12 protein-coding genes and 1 pseudogene are annotated in these 17,257 nt (G+C 58.4%); 2 read left to right on the top strand and 11 right to left on the bottom strand.

The genetic code is table 11. From position 1 onward, the window contains the following. Window positions 1-178 precede the first annotated feature (178 nt). The 6 genes from JFU11_RS08850 to JFU11_RS08825 form a co-directional block, all read right to left on the bottom strand. Entirely contained in the window at window positions 179-601 is a 423-nt protein-coding gene (locus JFU11_RS08850; RefSeq protein ID WP_201060399.1) for an AprI/Inh family metalloprotease inhibitor, read from the bottom strand. 97 nt (window positions 602-698) lie between these two features. Further along, window positions 699-2,156 carry a serralysin family metalloprotease gene (locus JFU11_RS08845; protein ID WP_123722823.1) on the bottom strand — a complete coding sequence of 486 codons (1,458 nt, stop codon included), beginning with the start codon at window positions 2,154-2,156 and terminating at the stop codon, window positions 699-701. A 724-nt stretch (window positions 2,157-2,880) separates the two neighbouring features. Then, window positions 2,881-3,339, bottom strand: a complete 459-nt coding sequence (locus tag JFU11_RS08840) for a transposase (RefSeq protein WP_201060398.1) — start codon at window positions 3,337-3,339, stop codon at window positions 2,881-2,883. Window positions 3,340-3,430: 91 nt separating this feature from the next. After that, entirely contained in the window at window positions 3,431-4,516 is a 1,086-nt protein-coding gene (locus JFU11_RS08835) for a polyamine ABC transporter substrate-binding protein (protein WP_201060397.1), read from the bottom strand. Window positions 4,517-4,620: 104 nt separating this feature from the next. Then, on the bottom strand, window positions 4,621-6,027 hold the full coding sequence (locus JFU11_RS08830; RefSeq protein ID WP_201060396.1) for an FAD-dependent oxidoreductase: 1,407 nt from the start codon (window positions 6,025-6,027) through the stop codon (window positions 4,621-4,623). Window positions 6,028-6,078: 51 nt separating this feature from the next. Next, the gene (locus JFU11_RS08825; RefSeq protein WP_201060395.1) at window positions 6,079-6,894 is read right to left on the bottom strand and encodes a helix-turn-helix domain-containing protein; all 816 of its coding nucleotides are present in this window, start codon (window positions 6,892-6,894) and stop codon (window positions 6,079-6,081) included. Between the two features lie 276 nt (window positions 6,895-7,170). Here JFU11_RS08825 and JFU11_RS08820 point away from each other — a divergent pair, with 276 nt between their 5' ends. Beyond that, complete coding sequence (locus tag JFU11_RS08820) at window positions 7,171-7,446, top strand: DUF1652 domain-containing protein (RefSeq protein WP_095631396.1); 276 nt, start codon at window positions 7,171-7,173, stop codon at window positions 7,444-7,446. A 171-nt stretch (window positions 7,447-7,617) separates the two neighbouring features. Here the strand turns inward: JFU11_RS08820 and JFU11_RS08815 are convergent, their stop codons facing one another. From JFU11_RS08815 to JFU11_RS08805, 3 genes are all read right to left on the bottom strand, one after another. Continuing rightward, window positions 7,618-8,799 (bottom strand): cystathionine gamma-synthase, encoded by a 1,182-nt coding sequence (locus JFU11_RS08815; protein WP_123722828.1) that lies wholly within the window; start codon window positions 8,797-8,799, stop codon window positions 7,618-7,620. Continuing rightward, window positions 8,796-10,172, bottom strand: coding sequence for a pyridoxal-phosphate dependent enzyme (locus JFU11_RS08810; RefSeq protein WP_123722920.1), 1,377 nt, complete (start codon window positions 10,170-10,172; stop codon window positions 8,796-8,798). The genes JFU11_RS08815 and JFU11_RS08810 overlap by 4 nt, the downstream gene beginning before the upstream one ends. A 213-nt stretch (window positions 10,173-10,385) precedes the next feature. Further along, window positions 10,386-12,860, bottom strand: a complete 2,475-nt coding sequence (locus JFU11_RS08805; protein WP_201060394.1) for a UvrD-helicase domain-containing protein — start codon at window positions 12,858-12,860, stop codon at window positions 10,386-10,388. A gap of 279 nt (window positions 12,861-13,139) precedes the next feature. Between JFU11_RS08805 and JFU11_RS08800 the strand changes: the two genes are divergently transcribed. Then, complete coding sequence (locus tag JFU11_RS08800) at window positions 13,140-13,835, top strand: pirin family protein (RefSeq protein WP_123722830.1); 696 nt, start codon at window positions 13,140-13,142, stop codon at window positions 13,833-13,835. 210 nt (window positions 13,836-14,045) lie between these two features. Here JFU11_RS08800 and pgm read toward each other — a convergent pair whose 3' ends face one another. Then, on the bottom strand, window positions 14,046-15,692 hold the full coding sequence (gene pgm, locus JFU11_RS08795; protein WP_201060393.1) for a phosphoglucomutase (alpha-D-glucose-1,6-bisphosphate-dependent): 1,647 nt from the start codon (window positions 15,690-15,692) through the stop codon (window positions 14,046-14,048). 110 nt (window positions 15,693-15,802) lie between these two features. After that, window positions 15,803-17,204: pseudogene (locus JFU11_RS08790) on the bottom strand (PLP-dependent aminotransferase family protein). Window positions 17,205-17,257 lie beyond the last annotated feature (53 nt).

The following is a 17,257-nucleotide window of genomic DNA, read 5'->3' as shown; positions in this document are numbered from 1 at the left end:
TCCTGAGGTGTTATTCCTCGCCTTACTTGACGAGGTTCCAATTAACTGTCCGCACATGGGCCGAGACATTTTTTTGCCGGCTATCGCTTGCACATCAATAACAACCCTTTGAGTTCTTCAGAGAGTTCCGGCTATTGATGTGCTGCTTATAATTTTTATTCAGTCAGGCATTACTTACTTAATGCGCAGTGCGCTTGAGCGTAATGATCAGACCTGACTTCAAGGTGCTTTTATAAAGCCCCTCATGCTGTCGGCTGAAAAACACAATTTTCGAGCCTTCTTTACCGGTCACGGCAATGCCATCCGGCTCCGGGAACCAGCCAATCGCCGACTCGTTCAGCCAGGCACCGAGGCACTCGGCCCCCTCACCCAGGGTCTGGTTCAATTTGAGCTCGATCGAGCAAACATTTGACGGCTTGTCCTGCAGCGCCTGGGACTCGGGCGAGTCTTGCGCGGTATTCAAAGTGGCCTGCCATTTCCCGACGAGTTCCGACGGATCGGCTAATTTAAGACTGCGTGCCATGGCTACATCTCCAAGAAACATCATCAGCGTCGCCAACAGCCACGCGGTTGCTTTGTAGGTAAAAGCGTTCTGAATCATAGGGCGTTTTACTCATGGTTATAGCCTTACTCATAGCACCTACCGTTCAAGGGACAGAGAGCGGCGCCTCAAGCGCCGCCCTCCTTTTTGCCTTGAATCAGGCCACGATGTCCGAGAACGCCGCCTGGCCAACGGTGCTGACCAGGAAGTCAGCCATGCCGTGCCCGGAGAAGTCCACCGACAACAGGCTATTGCCGCCCGAAGTGGTCAATACCGCATCACCTGCCGCACCGGTGAACGAATTCACGAAGTGCAGGCCCGCGCCGTTGGTGATGCCGGTCAGGTCGATCTTGTCCAGGCCACTGACAAAATCGAGGATCTGGTCGACGGCACCTGGCTTGGAGTCGCTGCTGGCCGCGAACACAAAGGTGTCCGAACCCGAGCCGCCCCACAGTTTGTCGGCACCGCCCGCGCCGAAGAGGATGTCGTTGCCGGCACCGCCCTTCAACTCGTTGGACACGCTGTTACCGATCAGCAGGTCGCTACCCGAACCGCCAATCGCGTTCTCCACGGTGACACCCTTGGCGATGGACACGTTGCCCACCATGCCGCCAACATCGGAGAACGAGGCCTCATTGAGGTTGATCTTCTGGTTTTGGGTAAAGCCGGAGAAGTCCAGGGTGTCCTTGCCGCCCGCATCCCAGACCGAGAACACGACTTTGTCCGACGACGAAGACGCGCTCAGGAAGTCGCGACCGGCGTTGGAGTTGAAGCCGTAGGTGGTATCACCGGTACGAGTGGTGGTGTTGGCACCGTAGAGTTTCTGGATGGCGGCGATATCGTCCATCAGCGGGCCGGACGCATAGGCTTCCACACCACTCTTGCTGAAGTTCTGGTCGGTATTGCTTTCACTCCAGTAGCTCATGACGCTGTAGCCGCGAGTGTCTTCCCCGTAAGTCGCGTCGTTGTAGGTCGGCGCACCTTCACCGGCGTTGTAGTCGCCAGGGTGAGCCAGGCCCAGGGAGTGACCGATTTCGTGGGTCAGGGTCTGACGACCGTAGTTGTTCAGGTCCGGCGTCTTGTTGACGTTATAACCACCACCCGTCAGATACCACGAAGTACCGTCATAACCTGCACCGGTGCCAGGCAGGTAGGCGAATGCCGCCGCGCCGTCCTGACCGCCGCTGTAGTTACCGAAGGTCATGTGACCGTCACCACCTGAGGACTTCTCGGTGAAGGTGACATTGGCCACGTCGGCCCAGGACTGCATGGCAAGTGCAGCCTGTGCTTTCTGTTGCGCGCTGAACTGACTGAACCCGGTGATGCCGTGCTTGTTCATGGTGCTCGACGAAGCCGAGGTCAGGAACGTGTAGGTGAGTTCGATTTTGCCGCTGCCGTCCTTGTCCTGGTAGGCAGCGCCGTCACGCAGCAGCTGGGTAGCAGCCTCGTCGACGGAGAAGGAGGGTTTGCCATTGACCGTGAGATTGCCACCCCGATCATACTGATGGCTGAAACTATCGATCTGGTTGTAGGCGGAACTGGGTGCAGCCAGCGCTTGCAATGGCGCAAAGGCCTGTTCGGCAAGATCAATAGCGTTGTCTTTTACTTTCGACATAAACACACTTCCTTGTTTAGCAATGGAACAGTTTTTGTCCGATACGACAATCTCTGGCGAGATCGTCCTATCACTCGCCCAATGAAGGCGTATAAAAACTGACACAATTCGAAATCAAACGTCTACATTTTTTTTGACGTCAAATTGATCTGTTCCGGCGAACTCCAGTAAACAGTGCGTGCGCTGTCGAAATATAGTTTTTAGTTTAAGGCTTTAGCCGGATTGTCCGACAATCTGATATTTAAATATTAAATATGGGTAAGTTGTTTTTTTGTAGAGGAGTTATCATTTTTGGACTTATTAATATAAGTGCCAGTGTATTGATATCAACTCTAACTTTATTGGATGGGGGATTTTCACGACTGCTACGCAGCCGAACGCAGCCTTCGGCAGCTGCTACAGGTTTCCGGGATGCGACATTTTCTTTTAGCCGCTGGCGCAGCCTGCGTTCGGCATAGATATCACTCCGGAATGGTCTATTTTCACGACTGCTACGCAGCCGAACGCAGCCTTCGGCAGCTGCTACAGGTTTCCGGGATGCGACATTTTCTTTTAGCCGCTGGCGCAGCCTGCGTTCGGCATAGATATCACTCCGGAATGGACTATTTTCACGACTGCTACGCAGCCGAACGCAGCCTTCGGCAGCTGCTACAGCTTTCCAGTGCGCTATGGTTTTGTAGCAGCTGGCGCAGCCTGCGTTCGGCTGCGCAGCAGTCGTGAAATATCACAGCCAACACGCATCCCACAGCGGATAATCATGAACTGGTGAAACCAGTCCCGCCCGAATGGGATTGGCGACGACATATCGAGCAAGATTTTTCACGTCCTCCTCTCGCCGGACCGCTCGATCGTGATAACCCTTCTGCCACAAACGCCCGCTTCGCCCTAGCGCCTGATTAACGGCCAGACCGCTACGGGATTTAATTCGGCACATCAGCTCGGCCAGCGTTTTATCCTGCATTTGTACCAAACAGTGCATATGGTCTGGCATCACCACCCAAGTCAGAAAATCCGCCCAGCGCTCCTCCTGTGCCTGATGCAATTGCTGAGCAACCAGTCTTCCCATTTGCCAATCTGTGAATATCGGTTGCCGTTCGTGAACCACGGCTGTTAACAAGTAGATGCGTCCAGGTTCGGAATAACGCCCAATGCGCAGATGACCAGCTTTCGAACAGACAGGCATTCCATTGCCTCCTTGTCTATTGATAGAAGGCATGGAATCTAACCCATCGCAGTCAGCCCGACTGGCGCCATTGGCTACAAGATATGACCGCTCAGCTACCCGTCCGAATCTTGTTCCACACCCGCGTCCGCACCCGATCTACATTCAACGGCATGGCTTCCAGCGCAAACAATTTCCCCATCATCTCCGGGCTCGGATAAACCTTGGTGTCGTTCTTGATGGCCGGGTCGATCAGGCTATCCGCCTGTTCGTTGCCGTTGGCGTAGTGCACGTAGTTGCTGATGCCGGCCATGACGTCGGGGCGCAGCAGGTAGTTCATGAAAGCGTAACCGGCCTTCTCGTCCGGGGCGTCGGCGGGCATGGCGACCATGTCGAACCAGATGGCGGCGCCTTCCTTGGGAATGGAATAGCCGATGTCGACACCATTCTTGGCTTCCTTGGCGCGGTTTTCCGCTTGGATAATGTCGCCAGAGAAGCCGACAGCCACGCAGATGTCACCGTTGGCCAGGTCGCTGGTGTACTTGGATGAGTGGAAATAGCTGACATAAGGCCGGACTTTCATCAGCAGCGCTTCAGCCTTTTTGTAGTCCTCGGGGTTCTTGCTGTGATGTGGCAGCCCCAAATAATTCAACGCGGCCGGCAACAGTTCGGGGCCGTTGTCGAGGATCGCCACGCCGCACTTCTGCAGCTTTGCCATGTTCTCGGGCTTGAAGATCAGGTCCCAGGAATCCACTGGTGCGTCGTCGCCCAACGCTGCCTTGACCTTGGCAATGTTGTAGCCGATGCCAGTGCTGCCCCACAAATACGGGAAGCCATGCTCGTTGCCAGGGTCGTTGGCCTGCAACGTCTTGAGCAGCACCTGATTGAGGTTTTTCCAGTTCGGTAGCTGATTCTTGTCGAGTTTCTTCAGCGCCCCGCCCTGAATCTGCCGCGCCATGAAGTGGTTGGACGGGAACACTACGTCATAGCCGGATGTGCCGGTCATCAGCTTGCCATCAAGGGTTTCGTTGCTGTCGAAGACGTCATAACTGAAGGCGATGCCGGTTTCTTTCTGGAAGTTCTTGGTGGTATCCGGCGCGATGTAGTCCGACCAGTTGTAGATTTTCACGGTCTCGGCGGCCTGGCTGAGGGTCGCGACGAGCGCAATTGGAGCAAGCGTCAGTGTCTTTCGGATCATGAGTCGATTCCTGTATGGGCTTTTTTTGTTGGCAGGCAATCAATGGATCAAAAAATCAAAACGTAAGTCTTGCGCACGGACTGGCAACATCAGAACGTCGTCGTTCAGTGCATGAAACCCTCCATGAACCCCGCGACCCGACTGGCCAGTTTGCGACGCCAGGGCGCGGTGGTCGGGTTGGCCAGGGTCTGGTCTTCGTGGACGAAGCTGCGGATGATTGCGTTGTAGCCCAACCAGCGGAAGGGCTCCGGCTCCCAGGCCTTGAGCACGTCGAGACCGCCCTGAGGAATGACCCACGGTTGGCGGACCAACTCGGTATCGCGCTGAAGAATCAGGTCGGCCAGGGTTCGCCCGCCGAGATTGCTGGCGCCGACGCCCTCCCCGCCATAACCGCCGGACAAGGCGATGCCGCTGGCCTGATCGCAGAGCATGTGCGGCTTGAACCGCCGGGACATGCCCAGGTTGCCGCCCCAGGCATGGGTGATTCGTACGTTCTTGAGCTGCGGAAAAAGTTCGCTGAACAGGTAGCGCCGCAACTCCACTTCGCTGGTGGTCAGGTCGAAGTCATGGCGCAACTTGCCAGCAAATTGATAGCCGCCACGGGCACCAAATACCAAGCGGTTATCCGCCGTGCGCTGGCCATAGGTGACTTGTCGGCTGCTTTCACTGAAGGCCTGACCGTGGCTCAGGCCGATTTCGTCCCAGATCGCGGTGGACAGTGGTTCGGTCGCCACCAGCAAACTCTGGACCGGCAATTGATAACGGTCCAACGGTGGCAATGTGGCCGCATACCCTTCTACCGCCGGCACGATCCAGCGGCTGCGAACCTGAGCCTTGGCTGTACGCAGACTGCCCGACTGCCATTGAGAGACCGGGCTGTTCTCATAGATGTTGACCCCCATGCGCTCCACCGTACGCGCCAGACCTCGGACCAACTTTGCCGGGTGAATGGTCGCGACGTGCGGTGCATAGATACCGCCATAAGGTTTGGCAATTCTGATCTGTTGCGCCAATTGCTCGGGACTGAGCCAGCGGTAGTCGCTTTCGGTCAGCCCTTGGCGGTAGAGCGTGTCCAGATAATGACGCAGGCTGGCTTCCTGCTCTGGATAACGCGCAGCACAATAAAGCACTCCGCCTTTGCGATAATCGCAGTCGATGCCTTCTCGTTCGATGACGATCTCTACTTCGTCAGGGATACCGTGCAGCAGGTCGAAAGAAGCGCGGCGCTGTTCGGCCGGTAAATCGGCAAGCAAGCGATCCTCGCCCAGCAGATTGCCCATCAACCAGCCACCGTTACGGCCTGACGCACCAAAACCCGCGATGTTTGCTTCGACGATGGCAATATTCAGCCCCGGCGCCAGACGCTTGAGGTAATACGCGGTCCAGAGCCCGGTGTACCCGGCGCCAATGATGGCCACGTCGACATCCAGATCCTGCTCCAGCGCCGGGCGCGCCAGCAATGGCTCGTCGAGTTGATCCATCCACAAACTGATCGTGCGCCACGCCGACATGCAAGACTCCGCCACTCAAACCTTCGATGGCGTCGATCCTAGTGCGTGGGCTCAGGGATTGTCTTGCGCGCGTGCACGCAAAGAAATTTGTTTGGTGTACGCCTTGGGCGACAGACCGGTGTGTCGGCGAAAACAGCTGTAAAACGCCGATAACGAATTGAAGCCAGCCGCGAAGGCCAGTTCGTCGATGCGCACTGGCGGCATGGCGGCGTCCAGTGCGGTAAGCAAATGCTGCAACCGCGCCTGATTGACGTAACGGTAGAAGCTTTGGCCGAACACCTGATTCAGCAGATAGGAAATCTGATTGCGACTGTACCCGCATTCCGTCGCCACCCGTTGCAGATCAAGCTCGGGATCCAGATACGGTTGTTGGCGCTGGAAGTACTGCTGCAAGTCCTCGGCCATGAAACTCAGCTGCCGCGGTGACAGCCCGAGTCGACTGACCGCCGGGCGCTGGTTGCGGGCGGGTTTGCCGGTCGCGTGTTCGTGTACGAGCGTGGCGTATTCATTGACCCGCCAGATCAGCCCGTCACGTACGGTAATTGCCTCGCTGGTCCGAAACGACACCAGTCCTTCGCCGCCGCGAAGGGTGATGCGGTACTGAATGAACGCCGTGTCGTCGTCCAGACGAATACGGTCCGAATGCTCCAGGGCTTCATCCGGATCGCGGGGCATGCTGTCGCGCACATACTCGCGCAACTCATCCAGCCCCATCATGCGATTCTGGAAAAAATCGTTGTACTGAACGTCCGGGTGATAAAGCGCCATGACGCCGTCCAGATCCCGGTGCTTCCAGCGCAGGTGGTAACGCATGACCGTCTCGCCCGTGGCCTGGGTTTGCAACGGAGCATCATCATCGGCGTGCATAAAGGACTCAATGAGAAAAAACCGAGCTTGCCGAAGTTCTCGCCAGGCTTCAATGGCCCCGTGGAATGCCCCGGTAATATTGGCCTTTCGCCACAAAATCGGTGTCTCGTGATCTGCGTCAAAAAAAAATGAACCAATCGCTAAACGGACTGAAAAAATCACGTGACTTTCACATCCGGATGCTACTTTTAAAGACAGTCACCGGTTGAGCCATTGAAGGTTCTTCCCTCCTAACATGAGCTAAAGGAAGCGCTCGATGAATAAGGTGGGCAACACATGAATAAAGGCTCCTTCAGCAAAGTCACTTTTCCAAATGCCTGCCAGCTGATGCGCTGGCATTTTCATCCCATGGGTTTCGAAGCGACCATGGATGCACCGGGCAGTATGGTTGCCCGGCTGTTCGACCGCGCCAGTGGCGAAACCATGATCGCCATTGCCGGCATTCCTTGCGCAACGGTCATGAATGCAGCAGATGTAGAACGAATTATCGAAGCTGTTGAAGATGAGCTGGAGACGTTCATTCCACCGCAGGCCCTCAGGAGTTATGCCTGATGTAGCAGCTGCCGAGCCTGCGAGGCTGCGTTCGGCGGCGAAGCCGTCGTAAAATCAGCAATTACGGTATGTCAGACAGACCGCATCAGCCGGACTCACGACTGCTGCGCAGCCGAACGCAGCCTCGCAGGCTCGGCAGCTGCTACAAAGTCTGCGTCGCGGCTTAAACGTTTAACTGATCTGCATCAGCGCCTGTGCCAGATCGGCACGCAGGTCTTCGACATCCTCGACCCCCACTGACAAACGCACCAGCGCATCGCCAATGCCGAGTTGTGCCCGGGTTTCGGCGGGGATGCTGGCATGGGTCATGATCGCAGGATGCTCAATCAGGCTTTCCACCCCGCCCAGGCTCTCGGCCAGGGCGAAGATCCGCACACTCTCGAGGAAGCGCTTGGCGCCAGCCAGGTCGCAGTTCAAGTCGAGGGAAATCATCCCGCCGAACCCACGCATTTGCCGCCGCGCCAGTGCATGCTGCGGATGCGATGGCAGGCCCGGATAGTAAACGCGCGCCACCTGCGGCTGACGCTCCAGCCATTGCGCCAGCTCCAGCGCATTGCTGCAGTGGCGTTCCATGCGTAGCGCCAGGGTCTTCACGCCGCGCAACGTGAGAAAAGCGTCGAATGGCCCAGCGATAGCCCCCACTGCGTTCTGCAAGAAACCCAAGCGCTCGGCCAGCTCAGCGTTTTGCCCGACCACCGCGATGCCGCCAATCACGTCGGAGTGGCCGTTCAGGTACTTGGTCGTCGAGTGCAACACGATGTCGAAACCCAACTCCAGCGGACGCTGTATCCACGGGCTGGCGAAAGTGTTGTCGGCCACACAAATGATGCCTCGCTCGCGACAGGTGCGCGCGACGGCGGCGAGGTCAGTGAGACTCAGCAAAGGATTGCTCGGCGTCTCGACCCAGACCATCCGCGTGTCATCCTGAAGCGCCGCTTCGAATGCCGCCAGATCAGTCAGATCGATGAAACTGAAACGATGCCCGGCACTGCGCTGGCGTACCTTGTCGAACAGCCGGAATGTACCGCCGTACAAGTCATTGCCGGAAACGATGTGTGCGCCCGCATCGAGCAACTCGAGCACATTGGCGATCGCCGCCAGCCCGGAAGCGAAGGCGAAGGCCCGAGTACCGCCCTCGAGGTCCGCCACACAACGCTCCAGCGCAAAGCGCGTCGGGTTGTGCGAACGCCCGTAGTCGAAACCCTTATGCACACCCGGGCTCTGTTGCAGATAGGTGGAGTTGGCGTAAATCGGCGGCATCAGCGCCCCGGTGGACGGGTCCGGCGTCTGCCCGGCATGGATCACACGGGTGGCGAAGGCACGTGGCTTGGCGGTTTCATCGTGCTGACTCATGCAAGGGATCTCCGCAGGTAATTGAGCATGTCGACGCGGGTAATCAGCCCATGGAAACCCGAGTCGTCGGCGATCATCGCCACCAATCCACGGTCGAGCTTCGCCTCCAGTTCGGCCAGACTGGCGCCGGGCGGCAGGATTTCCAGCTTGTCGGTCATCGCACTGCTCACCGGCATACGGAAGTGTGAAGCGTCTTCGTGCACGCCAAGCAGGATATCGGATTCGTCGATCACGCCGACCAGCCGCTGCCCGTCCACCAGCACCGGCAGTTGCGACACATCCGCCAGGCGCATGCGCTGGAAAGCAGTGAGCAGCGTGTCGTCCGGGCCCACGCTGACCACCCGGCCATCCTCGAAGCGCCGCGCGATCAGGTCTCGCAAATCACCGTAGCGCTTGCGCGCAAGCAGCCCCTGATCGTTCATCCACTGGTCGTTGTAGACCTTCGACAGGTAGCGGGTGCCGGTGTCGCAGACGAAACTGACCACCCGCTTCGGCTCGGTTTGTTCGCGGCAGTAACGCAGTGCCGCCGCCAGCAATGTGCCGGTCGAAGAGCCGCCGAGAATACCTTCGGCGCGCAGCAGTTGGCGGGCATGATCGAAGCTTTCCTCGTCGCTGATCGAATAGGCCTTACGCACGCTGGACAGATCGGCAATCGACGGAATGAAGTCTTCGCCAATGCCCTCCACCGCCCAGGAACCGGGCGTACCCAAGGTGCCGCTGCGGCTGTATTCGGCCATCACCGAGCCGACCGGGTCGGCCAGCACCATTTCCAGATTCGGTTGTACGCGCTGAAAGAAACGGGTCAGCCCCGTCAACGTGCCGGCCGAGCCGACGCCGACAACGATGGCATCCACATCATGCTGAGTCTGCGCCCAGATTTCCGGGGCGGTGCTGCACTCGTGGGCCAGCGGGTTGGCCGGGTTGTTGAATTGATCGGCGAAGAAGGCGTCGGGAATTTCCTGCGCCAACCGCGCAGCGACGTCCTGGTAATAATCCGGATGGCCTTTGCCGACATCGGAGCGAGTGATGTGCACCTCGGCGCCCATCGCCTTGAGGTGCAGGACCTTCTCGGTGGACATCTTGTCCGGCACCACCAACACCACCCGGTATCCCTTGGCCCGGCCGACCAGGGCCAGGCCCAGACCGGTGTTGCCGGCGGTGGCCTCGACAATGGTGCCGCCGGGGCGCAGGCGACCATCGCGCTCGGCGGCGTCGATCATTGCCAGACCGATGCGATCCTTGATCGAGCCACCGGGGTTCTGCGATTCGAGTTTGAGAAATAATGTGCACGGGCCGGTATCGAAGCGGCTGACGCGTACCAGCGGCGTATTGCCGATCAGTTCGAGCACGGCGGGACGGGAGTCGTTCGGCATGTCGTCACCTCGCTGCATGTATCCGCATTGGATGGACAGCGACCTGCGGCGAATCATTGCGCGCCAGTCGCAAGCAAAGCCTCGCCTTGGACCTTAGGCCGGGATTGCGCCCCCCGCAACTTTTCGCAGCCAGTCGGTAACGTCTCTGTGGCGAGCGAACTTGCTCGCCACAGGTTTTTCTGACTCAAGATTTTCAGTGAACAGCTTCAGGGGTCAGGCAGAGACTTTTCCTTGGCGGTGATCCGCGAAGAACGCCTTGCCTTTGCCGATCCGGTCGGAGGCCTTGGGCATATTCGCAGCCGAGGTATCCTGGCCATCGACATACCAATAGCAATGGCTGACTGCCCGGGTGATGCCCACGTAGGCCAGTCGCAGAATCTCGTCTTTCTGTGCGCTGTCGTAAGCTTCGCTGTCGCCAGCCTTGCCGAGCCCGGCCATGCGATAGACCTGGTTCTTGTAAGGAGAACTGGTCAGGTGCTGGCAATCGCCCAGCAAAAATACCGCATCAGCCTGCAGGCCTTTGGCGCTGTGATAGGTCAGTTGTTTGAGCCGCCGAGCGTCGTACGGCAAGCTAGAATCTACATTAATTACAGACTGAATATGTTCTTCTATCAACGACTTATCGCTGCTTTTTCGATAAAGCATCAAGATTGAATCACCCTTTCTATAGTGTTCGATCAGGCGCTGGGCCATGCCTTGGTCATCCCGATCGAGCACATTCACCGGCAGCAGTGCCTTGGGTTCACCGCTGGCCTTGGCCTTCTTGCCAGCGATCGCCGGTGCCGCGCGGACAATATGCTCCGCCGCGTCGATGATGTGCTGATGGCTGCGGTAATTGTCGCTGAGCATCACTTTGGTCGTGCTCGGCGACGGAAATTCCTTGTTGAATTCCATGAAGTAAGTCGGCGAACTGCCGCGCCAGCCATAGATGGACTGCCAGTCATCACCGACACAAAGCAACGACGAACGCTGCGCGCCGCGTCCCACATGCATGGCCGGTCCGCGACTGCGGATCTCCGCCAGGCTGGCGCGAATCCACGAAACGATCTGCGGCGACACGTCCTGAAACTCGTCAATCATCAAGTGCGACATTGGCCTGAGCAGCTCATCGCTCAACAGCTTGAGATTCTCCGGCGAATGCTCACTGAACAAGGCGAACATCCGGTTGTAGGTCATCACCGGTGGCGATTGATCCAGCAGATGATCTTCCATCGCTCGCCAGAACAGGCTCAACGCCTCGAAGAAGAACCGGTCCGGGTCATCCTTGGCGAAACTCATCTGGCCCACGGCATTCGGCACATCCAGGCCGAGGTTTTCAATAAACCCGGCTGCCGCGACAAAACAGTCCAGCAATGGCGCAGAACCGAGCTCGCCCTTGACCTTGTAATCGAAGCCCGGCCCGGCGCTGGCGTCCCCGGCAAGCGATGCCAAAACACGCCTTGAAGACTCATAACTGTCCAGCCATATCAAAGGCTTACGACAGAAAGCTTGAAACAGAGTGCGCTTTACCGCCCATTCTGCGCGCACTGAAAGTTTGGCATTTTGACGGCTGACCTGGGGATTTTCCCGGGGGTCGAAACCCAGCACCACCCAGGCGTCCAGCGTCGGAATGTAGCCGTGACAATGAAAGGTCGAGCCGTTGATGTCGAAGGTCTGACGATTCGGTTCGATGCCCTTGATCGGCCAGGCACCGGCGCGAAACCACAAGTCTTCGATGGTGTCGCAAAGCTCTTCATCGCGCTTGGCGGCGAGCTCAGTCACCGCCATGCGCTTCTGCACGTCCGGGTGATCACGCTCCAGCTCCTTGAGCTGCAAGGCATGACGCGACAAAGGCTTGATCAGTTCGCGAAAACGCTCATCGCGGGTGTGCAGGCTGTGATAGCAGGCGTTGAGTTGCTGGCGCTGGGCGTCATTGATGCGCAGGTCGAAGGGGTTGCTGTCGACCTCCTCATCACCGTTTTGCACGCGGTGACTGAGGTTTTCGAAGGCTTGCAGCCGCTCGAAACCCGGCAGGCTGCGAACCATCGGCAGGATGCGCGAATGGAAAGTGCGCACCAGATCGCGCGCTTCTTTAAGGCTGATTCCCCGGCCCCAGACTGCAAACAGCTCGATCAGTTTGTTGATGAAGTCCTTGCGCGATTCGCGGGTGAAGGTCACCACGGTCATCGAGTTCAGCTCAAACCCCAGGTAATGGCTGAGCAGCAGAATTCGCAGCACCAGGGTGGTCGACTTGCCCGCGCCCGCCCCGGCGATCACCGAGGTCGACGGTGTGTCGCTGAAAATCATCTTCCATTGGGCGGCGCTCGGTTGGGCATACGCGGGCAGCAGTCGCGCCACGTCGGCCTTCATGCGTTTCTTCAGCTCAGCACTCAATGGCAGGCGCCAATCGTCGAACAGATTGTCATCGACGTTGGGTGGTCGATGCTCGGTCGAGCGCGAGTCGCGAATCAACAGAACCTGCCGACCTTCCTCCAGCCCCTCGAGTTTGCCTTCCTTATAGCCGTACTCCACACCGGCGCTATGACCGCTGCGAAAACCGTCGGCTTGGCCGTGCAGCCAAGAGGCACGGTGTTGCGCACGCAACCGGGTAAGGCCATGGCCAAAGAACCGGGCGGCCAGGCGCTTGAACAAAGGCATTTCGGCCAAGGGACGAAGTTCGGGGGGAAGATCGGGGGTGTGTTGCGGCACGCTGACGGACTCCAGAGTGTGAGGCTGTTGAGGGCTATGGTGTCTGCATTTGCCGTTGAGTTCTAGTGAAATGCTTACAGGTCATTGGCTTATACGATGAAGTGAAGGCTGGGTGAGAATATTTCGAGGTTATTTGATATCAGATAATTCGATTGTATTGAGGCATTTTTTACGCTTTTTATCGATGATTGCCTGATAGATGATGCTCTCCATCAACCACCGGTTCTCGTTTGTGGCTCAGGCGTTCTGCCCCATGACGAACCTTTTCAGGAGACGATCATGCTTGAACTCAGACCTTTCAACTCGCTGGGCGGCGCACACCATGGCTGGTTGGATGCCCATCACCACTTTTCGTTCGCCGAGTACCACGACCCCAAACGCATGAACTGGGGCAACCTGCGGGTGTGGAACGATGACGTGATTGCCCCTGGTACCGGGTTCCCGCAACACCCGCACCGCGACATGGAAATCATCACCTACGTTCGTGAAGGCGCGATTACCCACCAGGACAACCTTGGCAACAAGGGCCGCACCGAAGCGGGCGACGTGCAGGTCATGAGCGCCGGCACCGGGATCGCTCACAGTGAGTACAACCTGGAAGCGACCGAGACCCGGATATTTCAGATCTGGATCATCCCCAACGAAGCTGGTTCGGCACCGTCGTGGGGCGCCAAGCCGTTCCCCAAAGGCGAGCGCGAAGGTTTCGTGACCCTGGCCAGCGGCAAGGCCGGCGACGATCAAAGCCTGCACATTCGCGCTGATGCGCGTCTGGTGGCGGCCAACCTGAAAGCCGGGGAAACGGCGGAATACCGCCTGGACAACGGCCGTCGCGCTTACTTGGTGCCGGCAACAGGTGTCATTGAAGTCAATGGCTTGCGTGCACAAGCTCGAGACGGTGTCGCGGTTGCCGATGAGCAGGTGTTGCGCGTGACCGCGATTGAGGACAGTGAAATCGTGTTGGTGGATTTGGCTTGATGGGGACAGCGGGACAAAAAAAGGGGCGACCGTTAATGGTCGCCCCTTTTTTTACGTATAGCCGTTGTGGCGAGGGGGCTTGCCCCCGTTGGGTTGCGAAGCAGCCCCAAAACCCAAACAATCCAATTCTTTCAGAATGCACGCGGTGACTGATTTACGACTGCTTCGCAGCCGAACGGGGGCAAGCCCCCTCACCACAGGGGCCCTCAATCACTTCGCAGAAATCGCGCCATCCACCAAGGTCTGAGCTTCCGCCACCAACTGCTTCAGGTGCTCGTCGCTGACAAAGCTTTCCGCATAGATCTTGTAGATATCCTCAGTGCCCGACGGACGCGCCGCGAACCAGCCGTTCTCGGTCATGACTTTCAGACCGCCGATGGCTTGGTCGTTACCCGGTGCATGGCTGAGGATGCTCTGGATCGTTTCACCCGCTAGTTGAGTCGAGGTGACCTGGTCTGGCGACAATTTGCTCAGCAGCGCTTTCTGCTCAGGGTTTGCCTTGGCATCGACCCGCACCGAGAACGGTTCGCCCAGCTCATCGGTCAGCGCGCGATACGCCTGGCTAGGGTCACGGCCCGTGCGAGCGGTCATTTCGGCGGCCAGCAATGCCGGAATCAAACCGTCTTTGTCGGTGCACCAGACACTGCCGTCCTTGCGCAGGAACGACGCGCCAGCACTTTCTTCACCGCCAAAACCGAGGGAGCCATCGAACAGACCGTCGGCAAACCATTTGAAGCCGACCGGCACTTCGTACAGACGACGGCCCAGACGCTTGGCAACGCGATCGATCAAGCCACTGCTGACCACGGTTTTGCCCACGGCCGCATCGGCGCGCCATTGTGGACGGTTCTGGAACAGGTAATCGATCGACACCGCGAGGTAGTTGTTGGGTGCCAGCAACCCCCCGGACGGGGTCACGATGCCATGGCGGTCGTGATCCGGGTCACAGGCAAAGGCCACGTCGAAACGCTCTTTCAGACCGATCAGGCCTTGCATGGCGTGGCTGGACGATGGGTCCATGCGGATCTGCCCGTCCCAGTCGACGGTCATGAAACGGAATGTCGCATCAACCTCTTTATTCACCACCTCCAGGTCCAGGCGATAGTGCTCGGCGATCGCCGACCAGTAGCGCACCCCTGCTCCGCCCAGCGGATCGACACCCAGACGCAGCTTCGCATCGCGGATGGCGTCGAAGTCGATCACGTTGACCAGGTCGGCGACATAGGTGTTGAGGTAATCGTGACGATGGGTGGTGCTAGCCTTCAGCGCCTGCTCGTAGCTGATGCGTTTGACGCCAGCGAGTTTGGCCACCAGCAGCTCGTTGGCCTTGGCTTCGATCCACTTGGTGATGTGGGTATCGGCCGGACCGCCATTGGTAGGGTTGTACTTGTAGCCGCCGCTTTGTGGCGGGTTGTGAGACGGGGTGATGACGATGCCGTCTGCCAGGCCCGAAGTGCGCCCACGGTTGTAGCAAAGAATCGCATGGGAAATGGCCGGCGTCGGCGTGTACTCATCGCCTTCGGCGATCATCACCGTCACGCCGTTCGCCGCCAGGACTTCCAGGGCACTGGCACCGGCCGGCGTGGACAGCGCGTGGGTGTCGATGCCGACGAACAGCGGACCGTCGATGCCCTGGGCTTCGCGGTACAGGCAGATCGCCTGACTGATGGCCAGAACGTGCCATTCGTTGAAACTCAGATCGAACGAGCTACCTCGGTGTCCGGACGTGCCGAAGGCGACGCGCTGGGTAGAAATGGCTGCATCGGGCTGGCCGGTGTAATAGGCCGTCACCAGTCGCGGGATGTCGACCAACAGTTCTGCCGGTGCCGGTTTGCCCGCAAAAGGACTGAGTGTCATGCAAAACCTCTGAGAGAGAGTGGTTCGGGAATAGAAAGGAGTTTACTGACAGTTTGCTCCTGGCGCGACGTTATCAATTGTCAGGTACCGAGGAGGGTTCGCGCCTCGGCTCAGTCGATCGATTCCAGACGCAAGGCATTCCCCAACAGTCCCAGTGCGTCGGCAAGGTCGTGGTGACCACCGAAGGTGTGTGACTCAGGCGCAAATGCTGCCCGTGCAGGCCCTGCAAGCTGAATAGTTCTCCCGGCGCGATCACCACATGCTGCTTGAGTAAACGCTCGAACACTCGATGCACATTGACCTGGCGCAACGAGCGGATCCAGATCGTCGCCCCGCCTTGGGGCTCAACGAAGTGCAGCGCGTCGGGCAGGCGCTCTTCAAGCAACTGAGTCATCTGCACCATGCGTTCCTTGAGCAGTCGACGCAATACCAGCAGGTGCTGGTCGATGCGCCCGTTGCTGTACAGCCGCGCAATGGCTTTCTGACGAATCAACGACAAACGGAAAGCGCGCAGCAAAAAGTGCCGTTGCAATCTGGCACGCATTTGTCGCGACAGCAGATAGCCGAAGGGCGCCTCCGACCCGATGAATTTCTCGAATGTGGAAAACACGATCAGCCGATCCGGGTCCAGCAGATCGCGAAATCGCAGGCCGTTCGGCTCGAACTCAAGCTCGCCATAGCAATCGTTTTCCAGTACCCAACTGCCATGTCGCTTCAGCAGCTGTGCGGCGGATTGCCTGTTGCTGTCAGGCGCCACACTGCCTCGTGGCATGTTCAGCCCCGATGAAAGCATCACCAGTCGCACCTGCTCGGTCTCAAGCAGTTCCTTCAACTGCTCCAGATCCAGACCACCATCGGCTTGTAACGGCAGCTCGATCACCCGCACGTCCGCATCCTGGAGCAGACGCAGAATGCCCCAGTCGCACGGTGATTCGACCACCATCACAGCGTCTTTGAGGCCAAGAGCGGCGATCAATATTTCCAGGACTCCCCGCAGGTCGGCGCCGATATAGACATCATCGGCATGCCAGCAACGTGTCGGCGAAGTGGTGTAGCGCGCCGCCAGGGCTGTGCGCAGCTCCAGCTCGCCGCAGGGTTGTGAAGACGGTTGTGGCTGGCGTGGGTACTGGCGCAGCAGTTCTCTCTCCAGCAACAGCAACGGGCTATCCAGGGGTTGTAATAACGCCGGTTCATCGGCGCTCAGCACCAGCATGCCGGGACGTCTGGCGTTGACATAAACCGTTTCGAGCAAGTCCTTGCCGCGGCCGGGTATGCCTATTGAGGATACGGGTACGGCGTAGTAGCCGGACTTGGCCACCGAATAGACGCGCCCTTCCTTCTCCAACAGCGTAAGGCGTACTGAATGGTCGAGATCGACACACTCAGTCGGTGCGCCAACTGTCGCAATGAGGGCAGGCGCACTTGCACGTCACCGCCCGGCTCATTGATCAGGTTAGTCAGGTAACGGTACACCGCCTGGTAGGCAAAATCGGTATCTCGTGGTCCTTTCATGGGTAACGGCCGAACAGACTACGAACGTCATGACGCATCCTTGCTGAATCCGT

This window comes from Pseudomonas sp. TH37 (assembly GCF_016650735.1).
In the GTDB taxonomy this organism is placed as follows: Bacteria; Pseudomonadota; Gammaproteobacteria; order Pseudomonadales; family Pseudomonadaceae; genus Aquipseudomonas; species Aquipseudomonas farris.
Note: the sequence above shows the minus strand (reverse complement) of the source record. Positions and strands in the feature narration are given on the sequence as shown.

Excerpts from the sequence above, each read along its gene's own strand:
- JFU11_RS08850 (WP_201060399.1), bottom strand. The coding sequence starts at position 601 with ATGATTCAGAACGCTTTTACCTACAAAGCAACCGCGTGGCTGTTGGCG.
- JFU11_RS08845 (WP_123722823.1), bottom strand. The coding sequence starts at position 2,156 with ATGTCGAAAGTAAAAGACAACGCTATTGATCTTGCCGAACAGGCCTTT.
- JFU11_RS08840 (WP_201060398.1), bottom strand. The coding sequence starts at position 3,339 with ATGCCTGTCTGTTCGAAAGCTGGTCATCTGCGCATTGGGCGTTATTCC.
- JFU11_RS08835 (WP_201060397.1), bottom strand. The coding sequence starts at position 4,516 with ATGATCCGAAAGACACTGACGCTTGCTCCAATTGCGCTCGTCGCGACC.
- JFU11_RS08830 (WP_201060396.1), bottom strand. The coding sequence starts at position 6,027 with ATGTCGGCGTGGCGCACGATCAGTTTGTGGATGGATCAACTCGACGAG.
- JFU11_RS08825 (WP_201060395.1), bottom strand. The coding sequence starts at position 6,894 with ATGCACGCCGATGATGATGCTCCGTTGCAAACCCAGGCCACGGGCGAG.
- JFU11_RS08820 (WP_095631396.1), top strand. The coding sequence starts at position 7,171 with ATGAATAAAGGCTCCTTCAGCAAAGTCACTTTTCCAAATGCCTGCCAG.
- JFU11_RS08815 (WP_123722828.1), bottom strand. The coding sequence starts at position 8,799 with ATGAGTCAGCACGATGAAACCGCCAAGCCACGTGCCTTCGCCACCCGT.
- JFU11_RS08810 (WP_123722920.1), bottom strand. The coding sequence starts at position 10,172 with ATGCCGAACGACTCCCGTCCCGCCGTGCTCGAACTGATCGGCAATACG.
- JFU11_RS08800 (WP_123722830.1), top strand. The coding sequence starts at position 13,140 with ATGCTTGAACTCAGACCTTTCAACTCGCTGGGCGGCGCACACCATGGC.
- pgm (WP_201060393.1), bottom strand. The coding sequence starts at position 15,692 with ATGACACTCAGTCCTTTTGCGGGCAAACCGGCACCGGCAGAACTGTTG.